This window comes from Chryseobacterium sp. CS3K3.1 (assembly GCF_059515165.1).
In genome coordinates this window covers 73187-87827 of the sequence record NZ_JCAKRV010000021.1, presented here as the reverse complement: position 1 = coordinate 87827, position 14641 = coordinate 73187, and the positions used below count along the sequence as shown (strand labels likewise).

Sequence of the window (14641 nt, the reverse complement as noted above, 5' to 3'; positions counted from 1 at the left end):
TTAATATTAATTATTAACTTTGCATCTTTAAAAAAATCATATAAACGAATGCCGAATACGATCATTATTGGCTCTGGATGTTATATTCCGAACAGAGTTATTGGTAGAGATTACTTCATGAATTCCGAGTTTTACACTGAAGACGGGGTAAAGATTGAAAAGCCTGTGGAAGAGACCATTGCGAAATTTGTAGAGATTACAGAAATCGAAAACAGGAGATTCATTGAGGATGATCTTTCCAACTCACAAATCGGTTATGAAGCTGCAAAAATTGCCCTTGAGGACGCAAAAGTAGACGGCGAAGACCTGGATTATATTATTTATGCAAGCAATTTCGGGGAAGTTACTGAACACGGATATGCTGATTTTATGCCTACAATGGCAGCGAGAGTGAAGAACAAACTGGGAATCAAAAACAGAAAATGCGTAACCTACGATATGCTTTTCGGATGCCCGGGATGGGTAGAAGCAATGATTTTGGCGGATAACCTTATTAAAGCTAAAGTAGCCAAAACCATTCTTGTTATCGGAGGAGAAACTTTAAGCAGAGTAACAGATCCGCATGACAGAAACAGAATGATCTTTGCAGACGGTGCAGGAGCTGTAGTGGTAAAAGCTACGGATGAAGAGAATGTTGGAATTATTGCCCACAACACAATTTGTGATAACGGACCGGAATTAAACTATCTTGAAAACGCTCCTTCCATCAATAAAGAAGTAGATCAGAGGCGTCTGTATGTAAGAATGTTAGGAAGAAAAATCTACGAATACGCTCTAAAAAATGTACCGGTTGCCATCAAGGATACCATTACTGATGCCGGTCTTTCTATTGAAGATATAGACAAAATCTTAATTCACCAGGCCAATGCTAAAATGGATTATGCAATGATTGAAAGACTTCATAAGCTTTATGATGTGAAAGAATATGATCATGCCATCTCTCCTATGACTATTCAGGATTTCGGAAACACTTCCGTGGCAACAATTCCTACTATGTATGATTTAATAATTAAAGGAAAAATGGAGGGTCAATCGTTTAAAGATAATGGTAACATTGTGATGACTTCGGTAGGTGCCGGAATGAACATCAATGCTATCGTTTATAGATTTCCCAAAAAGTAATATTTAAACCATTAAAAATATAAAAGCACAGGGAAGTTTATTCTTTGTGCTTTTTTTTGATCAGAACATGCAAAAGAATTTTTTAATCATTGCTGCAATCTTCCTTTTTCTGGAAGTGTACATTTATCAGGCCGTCAAAACACTTACCGATAATTTCTGGATCAGAATCGGATACTGGGTCATATCTTTAGTTGTGTATGGAATTTTCGCGTATGAAGTTACCCACTACCAAAGATCAGACAGAAGTATGGTAAGAGCTCAGATCATGATTTCGTTATTTTTAATCTTCATCCTTCCAAAGATCTTTATCGTTTTATTTTTATTGATTGATGATATTGTCCGAACGGGCGGTTACCTGATTGGTTTCGCCAAGCCATCGGAAAATTTCTTCCCGGAAAGAAGAAAGTTCCTGAGCCTGGTTGGATTGGGAATGAGCGGCGTTCTTTCCGCTCTTTTCATAGACGGGATTACATTTGGAAAATACAGACATAAGGTGAGAAGGGTAAGAGTGAATTTCGCCAACCTTCCGAAAAGCTTTAAAGGCTATAAAATCATCCAGATTTCAGATGTTCACAGCGGAAGTTTCTCTGACCCCGGCAAATTAGAGCATGCCATTGAGCTGATTAATGAGCAGAAGCCGGATCTGGTATTATTTACCGGAGATATGGTGAATAACGTTGCTGATGAATTCAAACCTTTTATTCCCTTATTTTCAAAAATCCAGGCTAAAGACGGTAAATTTGCCGTCCTAGGCAACCATGACTACGGAGATTATGTAACATGGGAATCGCCTGCAGCTAAACAAGAAAACCTTGACACATTGATTGGTTATGAAAAGCAAGCCGGATTTGACATGCTGAGAAATGAACACAGAGTCATTGAAAAAAACGGAGAAAAACTCTATATTCTTGGGGTTGATAACTGGGGATTGAAGCCGTTCCCACAATTCGGAAAGATTGAAGATGCTTTACAAGGCGTACCGGAATCTGCCACTAAGATTTTAATGAGCCACGATCCTACCCACTTTGATTATGTGGTAAAAAAACACCCTGCAAATATCCATCTGACGCTTTCGGGACACACGCACGGGATGCAGTTTGGGCTGGATCTTAAGAATGTCAAATGGTCACCCGTACAATATAAATACCCAAAATGGGCTGATCTATACGAAAGTGAAGGAAAACTACTGTATGTCAACAGAGGATTCGGAGTATTGGGATATCCGGGAAGAGTAGGTGTACTGCCGGAGATTACGCTTTTTGAGTTGAGCTAGAGGTCCGGGCTTCGGGATGCGAGATTCGGAGTGCGGGTTATTAGTAGCGAATTGTTTGGTTGTGAGTTCGTTTATTTCGTTACATGCTACACAAAACATTAAACCTTGAATTCTTTCCCTACTCCCTGCAACCTATCACCTGCAACCTAAAAAATATAATCTTTCATACGGGAAGTGGCCATTTCCCTGTCGTTAAGAAAAGTAAGGAGGGCATCTAATTTGTCCTCCATTTTTTTGCCCGAAAATAAGCTTCGGTAAAAAGGAATATCAAAACGGTATTTCTTGAAATCCGTAAACTGCCATGTATTCAGGTAGATCAGCACAAATTCTTCATTCTGCAAAGTTTCCAGCACCATATTCTGATAGTACTTCATCGGCAGAATCTGAAATACAAAATCATTATAGGGAAGCTGACTGTACGGAGAGATACTTTCCGGGACAATGCTCAGTCCGTCTTCCTCTGTAATTACAGTATCTCTTCTAAGTCTTTTGAAAGGAAAAAGAATATTGGCATTATCAATATTGGAGACATAATTGAATTCCATCATCTTCAAAATTTCCTGGGAAACTTTTACATCTTTCTGACGGATTCCTCTGATTTGTTTTTCCAGAAGATCCTGAATATTCTTCTTGGCATTTTCAATTTCTTCAGGATTTGAACCTTTGTTATAAAAAGCAATTTCATGCCCTTTGGATGAAATTGCTTTTATTAAATGATGAAGTTTTTCAGTAAGAGAAACCTCTACAAAAAAACTTGATTTGACATCATGAATATCTAAAATTCTCAGAATCGCTCTGGTATTATCTTCAGTGATTTTTAATCGCTCTTCATCAGAAATTTGAGAGCCGTTTTTTACTCCGGCTTCAATACAAGTGATGTTAAAAGTCAATAATACCATTTAAATTAAAATTTATATAAATTCTATAAAATATTAAAAATCAGATGTTAAAGATATTTTTAATTAAAGTATTACTTTATATTATTAATCCTTTGCTAATTTTACCTTCAGATTCTTAATCATATCTTTTGTCATTTCAGAAATTCCGAAATCATACGTCAGACCCCAGTCTTTTTTAGCTACGGAATCGTCAATGGATGCCGGCCATGAATCAGCAATTGCCTGTCTGAAATCCGGGTTATAATCGATTGTAAAATCCGGAATTTCTTTTGTGATTTCTTCCGCCAGTTCTTTTGGATTAAATGACATTCCGCCCAAATTATAAGAAGAACGAACCGTTAAACTTTCTTTAGGAGCTTCCATCAATTTCAAGGTTGCATTGATAGCATCATCCATATACAACATCGGCATTCCTGTATTCTCCGAAATGAAACTTGTATACTTTCCGTCTTCAATTGCTTTGTAGAAAATCTCAACAGCATAGTCGGTTGTTCCACCTCCCGCAGGAGTCTTCCATGAAATCAATCCAGGATATCTGATACTTCTTACATCCACACCATATTTATCGAAATAGTACTCACACCACTTCTCCCCTGCCATTTTGGAGATTCCGTAAACGGTTGTTGGGTTCAGCACTACATCCTGTCCTACGTCATGCTTTGGAATTCCTTTCCCAAATACAGCGATTGAACTTGGCCAGAAGATCTTTTTAAGAAGTCCTTCTTTTGCCATTTCACAAAAATGAAGCAGCGGTTCAAGATTCAACTTCCACGCAAAAATTGGCTGCTTTTCCGAAGTCCCGGATAAAAGCGAAGCAAGGTGGTACACTGTCGTAATATCGTAATCTTTGATCACCTGTCTTACCAATTGGGTATTGGTAACATCCATTCTTTCATAGTGTCCGGCAGAGGTAATTCCCTCCTGCCATCTGTCCAATCCTGAGGCAACTACGTTTTCCGCTCCGTGGATTTCAACAAGTCTGTTCGTTAATTCGGTACCAATTTGTCCCAAGGCACCTGTAATCAGTATTCTTTCCGTATAGGATTCCATTTTTCAGATTTTTTTTAGAATTGTACAAAAGTAAAAAAAACATGTCAACCATAATAAAAAAGGTATACTTTCGTACACCTTTTTATATTCCCTAAGCTTGTAATTAAAAAGTAAGATTTACTCTGGCAAAAAGAAATCTTCCGTTCATTCCGAACTGAGAAACATTTCTCGAGTATACAAACTGATTCTGATTAGAAAGATCGATAGTAGATGTATTGACATACACAAGGTTACCGGAAGCATCCAGAGAAGGAGTTTTTACCGTTGCCGGGCCGTAGTTTTTATCAGGATAAATGTCAAACAAATTATTCGCCCCGATTGTCAGTTTAAAGTTTTTATTAAAATTATATCCGAAAGACAGGTCGGTAATTATTTTTCCTCCCCAAACCGGATGTTCAGTAGCGACAGCCTGGCCGTTAATGATTTCTCCGCTTACAATTCCATCTCCGTTAGCATCCATCGTATTAGGGTCGGTAACTTTTCCGAAATAAACATTTCTTAGCAGCACACTGAATTTATTAATTTCAAGGGCATTATTCAGGGAAGCTTTGAACCTCGGGATAGCTTCTTCAAGGTAAACACGGCTGGATTCCGAATAATACCTGTTGATCTGCCCGGCATTGATTAAAATATCAGAACCATGTATATCGCCTATCTTGTTCGTCTTTGACACCGTAACTGCAAAATCAGAATTCAAAGCTACCGACTGAGAAAACCTTGCTTTGTGTGAAATCACCCCTTCAATACCCTTAGTCTGAGTGTCAATCGCATTCGCGAAGAAAGTGGCAGCATTTGCATTGGCTTTATCAAAGGCAGTCTGTAATTTAGCAAGATCACTTCCCGCCGGATAGGTTCCTGACGGTCTTGAAAACTGATCTGTTAAGACCACCCTGTTTTTAATCTTAATGTAATAACCGTCTACTGTGAATGTAAGATTCGCCTGTGGAATTTTAGCCGTAAAACCGGCAGAATAACTCACCGACTCTTCCTGTTTCAATTGTGGAATTCCAAGAATACGTGCTACATCAGAATCATTAGAAAACGTACCTACTTCATATGCTGTTCCGCCCACAAACTGTGTCGCTGTAGCATTAAAATAAATCTGCTGTAAGGAAGGAGCTCTGAATCCTGTGGAATGTGCCGCCCGCAGATTGATATGATCCGTCAGCTTATATCTTGTTGCCAGCTTATAGTTGAATGTAGAACCAAAGTCTGAATAGTTTTCATACCTCAAAGCAGCACTCACCAACCATTTATCGGTAACATCCAGCTCCGTATCCACATAAGCAGCTACGGAATGTCTTCCTTTATTTAAAGCATTTTCAGGACGAAAACCAGGGAATACCTGAGCTCCTCCGGGCCTGACACTAGTAATCGACCCTGGATTATTTGGACCAATTGGAAGATTAGGATTTGGGGGAGTATAAACTCCAAAAAAATCTGTAGGTTTCAAGCGAGGGTCTATTCCTGGAGTCTGTATATTTCCGTTAATATCATAAAGAGCCCATGAAGCTTCTTCACCATTTTCTATTTTGTATTTTTCAAACCTCATTTCTCCTCCAAAGGCAATATTAAATCCTTTTAACCAGTCTAACTTTGTATCGAAATCTGCATTGATGGTATTTTGAGAGAATCCCAAACCTCCTGCATTAAACTCTCTTTTACCAGGATACAGCATGGATGCATTGGCCGTATTTTTTATTGTATAGTCAAAAGTATTGCTTCCGTAAGTGTTACTGATATCATAATTAATATTTCCTAATTTTCCTTTAAATCCTGCTGCAAAAGAGAGATCTATAACGTCAGAAGCAATTTCCGGTAAAAAACCATTAGGATATATTGACGTTGAAGTTCTGTTTTGATTAGGTCTTCTGTAAAACCCTGCCGCATTGCCTGCTCTGTAGGAGATTCCTCCAAAAGCATATCCGCGGACTGTTGAGGACAGATCAAATTCGGAGTTCATAAAAAACTGACCGGATCCTAACCTGGACTGCCCCACCCTCATATTAAAGTCGTCTCTTGTTAACCCTCTGTAGGCAAGTTCATTTTCAGTTACATCACCCTTCAGTAGATTCTGCAGGGCTGTAATTGTATTTGCCGACTGAATATCAGCCTGCTGTGCAGCAGTAAAATAGTTTACATTTGGGGCATACTGATGTATATAATCTATGATTTGCTGCGTATTGGGAGTGTTATTGATATTCCCGAAAAGAGCAGAAATATTCACTCCATTTTCTAATGCCCTTTGCTCAATAGCATTATATGCATTAAAAATATCACCTGTCGCCGACTTGGCTCTTCTGGTATCATTTCTGTTCAGAAAGCTTGCCGTAAAATTGACGAACCCATTATTACCAATTTTAGTTCCGTAATTAAGATCAAGCTGATATTTCTCTCCATCCCATCCTCCGGTATGATCATTAGCTCCTTTCGAATTAAATCCACCTCCCATAATTGCTGCGCTAAATGCATTGGTATTCTTCTTCATGATCACATTAATAACTCCGGCAATTGCATCAGAGCCATATTGTGCTGAAGCCCCGTCCCTCAATACTTCCAGCCTTTCAATAGCAAAAGCAGGAATAGCATTCAGATCGGTCCCTACAGACCCTCTACCCGGAGAACCGTTGATATTAACCAGTGATGAAGTATGCCTTCTTTTTCCATTAAGTAAAACAAGTACCTGATCCGGCCCGAGCCCTCTCAATTGAGCTGGATCAACATGATCTGTACCATCTGCTACAGTTGTTGAATTGGAAGTAAAAGAAGGCGCAGCATAGTTTAAGATCTGATTAAGATCGGTTTGCGGACTTAGTACAGATTGTGATCCAATATTGATAACATCCACAGGAACGGGTGTATCGGTTGCAACTCGGCTTTTATTTCTGGATCCTACAGTAATTTTAACTTCATCTACTGCCTTTACTTTTATAGAATCTTTCGTTTGTGCATTTAGGCTGGCTGACACAAAGACCAAGGTTCCCAAAAAGATAATTTTCTGGTAATTTTTTTTCATGTATTTTTTTTTCAAATGTAATGATTCAAATTTTAAAAAATGAAAATAATATCATAAAAAATCCAAATTAATTAAATATTATACAATGAAATTAAATAAATAAACACATAAACAGAATAAAATTTAAAAAATATTAACAAATACAAAAAGTAAAGTATAATTTTCATATTCATAATAAAAACAACCATTTACGCAAAAAAATCAATAATTTTGTTGTAAGAAAAAACAATCATATGAAGAAGATTTTAATTGCTTCGATGCTTTTGGCTGCACAGATCAGCTGGGCACAATTTACTGACATCAATATTATCAAAGAAGTACAGGTAAAAAAGAAAGGTGTTGTAGTCTCTGCACATCCGTTAGCCAGTGAAGCAGGAGCCAAAATCTTAAAGATGGGCGGAAATGCCTACGATGCTGTTACCGCAACACAATATGCCCTTGCTGTTGTGTATCCGCAGGCCGGAAACATCGGTGGCGGAGGATTTCTGGTAGGTGTAAAAAATAATGGTGAAAAATTCACACTGGATTACAGGGAAACAGCTCCGAAAAAGGCTTCCCGTGACATGTATATTGATAAAAAAGGAAAGGCAGATACAGATTTATCCCAGAACGGCAGACTTGCAGTAGGCATCCCGGGAAGCGTAGCAGGTTTTTTTGCTACGTTGAAATACTGTAAACTTCCTATGGAAAAGATTATTCAGCCCGCCATTGATCTTGCTGAAAAAGGATTTGCCATCACAGATAAAGAGGCAGAAATGCTGAATAACCAAAGGGAAAAATTCCAGAAACATAATAAATCTTCCATCATTTTCGTGAAGGATACCCCATGGAAAGCCGGAGATCTATTGGTTCAAAAAGATTTAGCTGAAACTTTGAAACTGATCCAGAAACAGGGAGCTAAAGGTTTTTATGAAGGAAAAACAGCTGAACTTTTAGTTGCTGAAATGAAAAGAGGGAACGGAATCATCACATTGGAAGATCTTAAAAACTATAAAGTTGCTGAGAGAAAAGCATTGGAATTTGATTACAAAGGAAATGATGTTGTCACCATGCCTTTACCATCAAGCGGCGGAGTACTACTTGCCCAGATGCTCAGAATGGCCAGTTTTGAAAACCTTGAAAAATATCAGCAGAACTCAACAAAAGCAGTTCAGATTATGGCTGAAGCAGAAAGAAGAGCGTTCGCAGACAGGGCTGAATATATGGGTGACCCGGATTTTATTCAGGACAAGACCTCTTACCTGATCTCTGATGATTATCTGAAAGGAAGATGGAAAAGCTTTAGTTTTGACAAAGCGACACCAAGTGCAGAAGTCGGTAAAATCATAGCACAACCGAAAGAATCGATGCAGACCACGCATATTTCCGTATTGGATAAGGATGGAAATGCAGCTTCTGTAACCACGACTCTTAACGGATATTACGGAAGTAAAGTTTTAGTTACGGGAGCAGGATTCTTTTTAAATAATGAGATGGATGACTTTTCAATCAAACCCGGAGTCCCGAATATGTTCGGAGCTGTGGGTGGAGAGGCCAATTCAATACAGCCCAACAAGAGAATGCTTTCTTCAATGACGCCAACGATTATTCTTAAGAATGGAAAACCTTTTATGGTTGTGGGAACTCCCGGAGGCACTACAATACCGACTTCAGTATACCAATCCATTGTGAATGTGGTTGATTTTAAACTCAATGCAAATATGTCGGTCAATGCACCAAAATTCCACCACCAGTGGCTTCCTGAAACCATAACGGTTGAAAATAATTTTCCGGAAAGTACTATTTCTGAACTGAAAAGTAAGAATTACGTCATTGAAAAAACGAAATACATCGGAAAAACAGAAATGATTGTTCTTGATGAAAACGGAAATATCCATGCTGTGGCAGACGGCCGTGGAGATGATTCTGTAGCAGTGGAATAAACTATATATTAATATACAGAAATAGAGTCAGGGCTTCATTCTTCGAATGAAGCCCTGACTTTTTAATCAATCTATCAAATAAGCTCAACAGATTCTTTTGAATGACTTTTGTCATGTTTTCAGATAAATTTTCTTAATTTTCGCCCTTAAAAAAACAAAACGACTGTTCTTTGAAAGCAAAAAAAATACACAATCAGCTTTATTTCCAGGTGATTATCGCCATCATTGCGGGTATTCTTCTTGGGAAATTTTACCCTGAATTGGGAGAAAAGATGAAACCATTGGGGGATGGATTCATCAAATTGGTAAAAATGATTATCGCTCCGGTAATTTTTATTACGCTTACTTTAGGAATTGCCCACATGACCGATTTGAAAAAAGTAGGCAGAATTGCAATCAAAGCAATGATCTATTTTTTTACCTTTTCAACCCTTGCTCTTATCATCGGATTAGTGGTAGGAAATATTCTGCAGCCGGGACATGGTTTGAACATTGATCCTGCTACCCTTTCGGGTGATGTTTCACAATACCAGGCAAAAGCTCATGAATCTACTCTTACGGGTTTTATTATGAATATTATTCCGGAGACCTTGTTCAGCCCTCTGGTGGGTGATAATATCCTACAGGTTCTTCTGGTGGCTATTTTAATGGGAGTTGCTTTGGTTTTAACAAAAGAAAAGAGCCAGAAAGTAACTGATTTTCTACAGGATCTGTCGACTCCGGTATTTAAAATCGTCCATATGCTCATGAAGCTTGCCCCGATAGGAGCTTTCGGTGCTATGGCCTTTACCATCGGAAAATATGGACTTCACTCTGTACTGAATCTTATATTCCTGGTAGGGACCTTTTATATCACGTCTATCCTTTTTGTGGTCCTGGTACTGGGAGCGGTGGCATGGTATAACGGATTTAATATTTTCAAACTTCTTTTTTATCTTAAGGAAGAGCTTCTTCTCGTTCTGGGCACAAGCTCTTCAGAGTCTGCCCTTCCTGGAATTATGGAAAAACTTGAAAAAGCCGGCTGCTCACGGGCTATTGTAGGCCTTGTAGTTCCTACCGGATATTCTTTCAATCTTGACGGAACAAATATTTATATGACGCTGGCCTCTCTCTTTATTGCACAGGCATTAAATATTCATCTTCCCCTCGAAAAGCAACTGATGCTTCTTTTGGTAGCCATGTTAAGTTCAAAAGGCGCAGCTGGTGTTACAGGTGCCGGGTTTGTTACGCTTGCAGCAACGCTGGCCGTAGTTCCTGAAATTCCGATTGCAGGAATGACTTTAATTCTTGGAATTGATAAGTTCATGAGTGAATGCCGTGCATTAACGAATGTCATTGGAAATTCTGTAGCTACAGTTGTAGTGGCCAACTGGGAAAAACAACTTGATAAAAAGCAACTTCAATACTGTCTGGAACATCCGTCTGAAGTGGAAAAGAAACTGGAAGTGTAGATAGGTGGCAGATGGCATGTTTTAGGCTGCTGGGAATAGGGATAGAATTCAAGGTTCAAAGTTGTTTGTAAAACATAACTCGAAATAAACCGAACTCGCAGCCAAACAACCAGCAACTGGTAAACCTGAAACAGATTAACCCGCACCAGTAACCGGCTTTAAATCAAAATGTTCAAACTTGAAGGCTGTACTTTAACATGAATCGGTGATTTTATCTTATTGAATTCACCGTCAAGATGCCAGTTTTTGGTATTGACTTTAAATGATATTTCAGAAACCGGAAGATAGGTTACATATTCATCATCTTTCAGTCTTTTGGTAAACATCCTGAAAGCAAAGAGCGCAGAATACGTTAAAGGAAACTTTTTCACCAAAACCATGTCAACCAGCCCGTCACTTTTACTGGCTTTTGGTGCAATATAGGCGTTGTTACCAAACTGCCGGGTATTGGCAATGTTCATCATCAGATATCTTCCGTTATACTGCTGATATTCCTCATCAAAAAACTTTACTTTGATCGGCTTGTAATTGAAGAAGGTTTTCAGAGAAACTTTGATATAGTTTTTGAATCCACGGCTTGTTTTTTCAAACTCTTTAACTACTTTACCGTCAAAACCTGTTCCCGAAACATTGATGGAAAGCCTGTCGTTCACGGTAAATGTATCGATCTTCCTGGAATTTTTTGCTTTTATTTTTTCTAAAAGTTCATCCAGATTTTTACTGAATTGTGTTTCATTGGAAAAACCGTTTCCTGAACCTGCCGGGAAAATGGCGAGAATTTTCTCTGTATTAATAAGGTTCCTGGCTACTGTAGAAATGGTACCATCCCCTCCTATTGCCACAAAAATATCTACCTTTCCGAAGTGAGACTGGATAAATTCATCTGTCCCGGGAATAGATTCTGACACATAATACAGAGGATTGTTAACCTTTGCTTTAAGTTCGTTCAAAAACGGCTGATAGTTTTTTTTGGCCGAAAAAGGATTGATAATAAAAGCTACTTTGTCCATTACCGCAAAATTAAAAAATGCTTCCTGAACTGGAAGCATTAATTTACTTAATTTTCATTCTTTCTTTAAATTCTGCATTTAATGTGCCTTTCAGGTCTTCCCATGAAACCGGAATGGTAATATCTCCGGCAGCGAATGCAGCAATTTCATAAGGACTGTAGTGAAAATACAGGTTTTTATCATCAAAATAAAAGTTATCAGATGCCGGAATTTTATCCACTAAAAGCATTTCTGAGTTTTTCACTTCTCCGTCACCATCCATCGTACCACTATTCATTTTATCGATATTCTTCATCAGAATGGCTTCAATTTTATTTTTAGGCATTGAAGTAATGTCTTTCAATTCTAATTTTTTGCTGTTTTTCAGATCAAAAACCCTTTCGGAAAATCCGTAATTATCATGTGCTCCACCTTCATATCCGCTTCCCACATATTGGATATGCATATAACCGTTGGTGTTGGAAATAAGATTCATATGTGAGCTTGAATACCAGTTTTGAGCATACGTAACATCTGATGCCCAGTCTTTATTATCATTTTTTACAGAATTGAAATAACTATTTTTTTCATTATCCAGATAAGCCTGAAGACCGGCTTTGGAAAAGTCTTTAATTTTTTCATTCTGGAAATAGATGCTGTCCAGTAGTTTTTTATCTTTTAAAGAAGGGAAAACCAACAGTTTTGATGTGTAGCTCACTTTTAAGGAGTCTGTAATTTTTGTAGAATCATTGACTTTCACAGAGTCCACTACAAATTCTTCAGTTGCTTTATTTTCTGTTTTCTCTGCTTGCCCTGCCTTTTCATTTTTTTTACAGGCCGTAACTGCCAGGAAAGAAGATAATGCTATAACAGCAATCGTATTTTTCATAATTTATTTTTTGAGTATATATACAAAAACCATTCAAAAGATGAATGGTTTTGGAAAAAAATATATTTTTTTACTCAGATTACGTCAGCCATTACTTTTTAACAAGACTGATTACCTGGTTTTCAAATTTTGAAGCGACGCCCCAGATTTGTTTAAATGCAGGATAATACTCTTTCGGATAATCTGAACTGTTAACTTTTGTGGTGGTCGTTACCTCCAGCTTATTTCCTTTTTGTACGATAGAATAGGTGTATTCTATTTCTTTATCTTCTGTAACAATCTTTTTTTCTTTAGGCATTTCCTCAATCACATATCCTTCCGGAATTTCAAGAGTTACTTTTTTTATTTTGGTAGAAGGTGATCCAAAATCGATGGGGTATTTTCTGACTTCAGTCTGATCAAATTCATTGGAACTTTTACTTAAAAACAACATTGGATTAAGAATCATTTTTTTTCCTATTTTATCAATAAGGTCCGTTGAAGAAAACTTCATAGTACTTTCAAACTCACCATTTTCCAATACTTTAGAATCAATATCAATAAAATCCATTGAAAAATTTTCTTTATACTGCTTTTTATATTTTTCAGGGTTTTCATCATAATCATCCTTAACATACATTGCAAATACACCGGTATCTCTGTCAGAATAAGCACCGAAAACGCTGCCATCTTCATTAATTTTCGCATTTACGGTAAGGAAGGTATTTCCCGGCTTAGTATTTTCCATCTGAAGTTGAACTGCTTTATCCTTACCAAGCAAAATACCAAATTGATTCCAGTCTCTTAAAGGAAGTTCGTTCATGGAAGACTGTTTTGAAGTAGCATCAAAAGTTTGAATAGCGCCTGCTGTTTCTACAGCTGCCAGTACAAAATTTGTGTTACTGACGTTGGGAGATACAATATTAATAAGGCCATTCTCTACAGTCGAAATAATTAATGGGTCTGCTTTAATGTTTACTTCACGAAGAAGCATTACTAAGAAAAGATTCATTTCTGCTGCATTCCCAGTTTTGGTTTCAATCATTTTTTTGATTCCCTCTTCTGTATAGATTCCTTTATCTTTATTCCAAGTAAATGTTTTCTGAACATATCTGAATATGGCATTTGCTTTTTCAAGGTCTGTTTTCATATCAGCTATTCCCGCCGGCATATTTTCTTTAGCCAGTTTTGTTTTTTTAAGCTCACCTCCAAAATCATTATTATCATAAAGTCTTTTCCTGATCTGTTCCCAGGAAGATGAATACAGTTTAAGTTCTCCAAAATTGGTGGAATGAAGTTCAGCACTGATTTTTGTACGGAAGTTTCTGCTATTTCTTACGAACTTCTCTGTTTTAAAACCTTTCACATTTTCAAAGCCGAACCTGTATGTTCTATATTGGGCACCATACAATGTCCTGTCTGAGACCTCGTTATATTTAGGAGTAAGGCCACCTGTATAATTAATATTATAGGAAATGCTCACTGGAGTATCCATAACATATTCTGTGTAAAGTGATGGAGTATCCATCTCAATAACTATTTCAGGAATTGTATAAAGGAACGCAAATGGTGTGATCACTTCATACTGGTATTCCAATACCGATCCGTCTTTAACATTGGGAAAAGCAAATTTGGTAACCGTTGTATTTTTATTTTCCTTACTTTTATATTTGGAACTTTTTTCAACCTTTACCGGCATCACCTTTCCCCCTTCCAGATTATAAGTATAGGCCTTGAATTTGTTTAATGACTCATGTTCATTGACTCCTGTATAAAGTGGAACTTCTACATTTAATAAGTCTTCTGCATTATCTTTTTTGTATATTTTTATTCTGTAAATATACTCTCTGTGCAGATCACCTGTAGTCGCGTCTACTCTGAAATGTATGGATCTGTACAAAATTTCAGCTGGCGCATTTTCATCCAATAAAGACTTAGCTTTGGATAAATCTGCTTCTGAAAATTTTGGAGCATCTAGAAACTCATGTTTTTGAGCTTTAATAACTACGAGGTTTGCAGAGCAAACCAGTAATAATACTATTTTTTTCATC

The 14641-nt window shown here is 37.5% G+C and carries 10 protein-coding genes; 4 read left to right on the top strand and 6 right to left on the bottom strand.

Annotation, left to right across the window (positions count from 1 at the left end; translation table 11 throughout):
• Positions 1-48 precede the first annotated feature (48 nt).
• Together AC5YGI_RS18225 and AC5YGI_RS18220 are read left to right on the top strand one after the other, a co-directional pair.
• Positions 49-1122, top strand: coding sequence for a 3-oxoacyl-ACP synthase III family protein (locus tag AC5YGI_RS18225; RefSeq protein WP_110009405.1), 1074 nt, complete (start codon positions 49-51; stop codon positions 1120-1122).
• 67 nt (positions 1123-1189) lie between these two features.
• Positions 1190-2395, top strand: a complete 1206-nt coding sequence (locus AC5YGI_RS18220) for a metallophosphoesterase (RefSeq protein ID WP_330745761.1) — start codon at positions 1190-1192, stop codon at positions 2393-2395.
• Between the two features lie 146 nt (positions 2396-2541).
• Here AC5YGI_RS18220 and AC5YGI_RS18215 read toward each other — a convergent pair whose 3' ends face one another.
• The 3 genes from AC5YGI_RS18215 to AC5YGI_RS18205 all read right to left on the bottom strand — a co-directional run bounded on the left by AC5YGI_RS18215 (position 2542) and on the right by AC5YGI_RS18205 (position 7360).
• Positions 2542-3294 (bottom strand): polysaccharide deacetylase family protein, encoded by a 753-nt coding sequence (locus tag AC5YGI_RS18215; protein ID WP_330745760.1) that lies wholly within the window; start codon positions 3292-3294, stop codon positions 2542-2544.
• A gap of 84 nt (positions 3295-3378) precedes the next feature.
• Positions 3379-4344 carry an NAD-dependent epimerase/dehydratase family protein gene (locus tag AC5YGI_RS18210; RefSeq protein WP_496169162.1) on the bottom strand — a complete coding sequence of 322 codons (966 nt, stop codon included), beginning with the start codon at positions 4342-4344 and terminating at the stop codon, positions 3379-3381.
• 103 nt (positions 4345-4447) lie between these two features.
• Positions 4448-7360 (bottom strand): TonB-dependent receptor plug domain-containing protein, encoded by a 2913-nt coding sequence (locus tag AC5YGI_RS18205; protein WP_330745759.1) that lies wholly within the window; start codon positions 7358-7360, stop codon positions 4448-4450.
• Positions 7361-7593: 233 nt separating this feature from the next.
• Here AC5YGI_RS18205 and ggt point away from each other — a divergent pair, with 233 nt between their 5' ends.
• The gene (gene ggt / locus AC5YGI_RS18200) at positions 7594-9282 is read left to right on the top strand and encodes a gamma-glutamyltransferase (protein ID WP_330745758.1); all 1689 of its coding nucleotides are present in this window, start codon (positions 7594-7596) and stop codon (positions 9280-9282) included.
• 170 nt (positions 9283-9452) lie between these two features.
• Positions 9453-10733 (top strand): dicarboxylate/amino acid:cation symporter, encoded by a 1281-nt coding sequence (locus tag AC5YGI_RS18195; protein WP_330745757.1) that lies wholly within the window; start codon positions 9453-9455, stop codon positions 10731-10733.
• A gap of 158 nt (positions 10734-10891) precedes the next feature.
• Here the strand turns inward: AC5YGI_RS18195 and AC5YGI_RS18190 are convergent, their stop codons facing one another.
• The 3 genes from AC5YGI_RS18190 to AC5YGI_RS18180 form a co-directional block, all read right to left on the bottom strand.
• Positions 10892-11743 carry a diacylglycerol/lipid kinase family protein gene (locus AC5YGI_RS18190; RefSeq protein ID WP_110009412.1) on the bottom strand — a complete coding sequence of 284 codons (852 nt, stop codon included), beginning with the start codon at positions 11741-11743 and terminating at the stop codon, positions 10892-10894.
• A 43-nt stretch (positions 11744-11786) separates the two neighbouring features.
• Positions 11787-12611 carry an RsiV family protein gene (locus tag AC5YGI_RS18185; RefSeq protein WP_227943929.1) on the bottom strand — a complete coding sequence of 275 codons (825 nt, stop codon included), beginning with the start codon at positions 12609-12611 and terminating at the stop codon, positions 11787-11789.
• Positions 12612-12702: 91 nt separating this feature from the next.
• Positions 12703-14640, bottom strand: coding sequence for a DUF3858 domain-containing protein (locus tag AC5YGI_RS18180; protein WP_330745756.1), 1938 nt, complete (start codon positions 14638-14640; stop codon positions 12703-12705).
• Position 14641 lies beyond the last annotated feature (1 nt).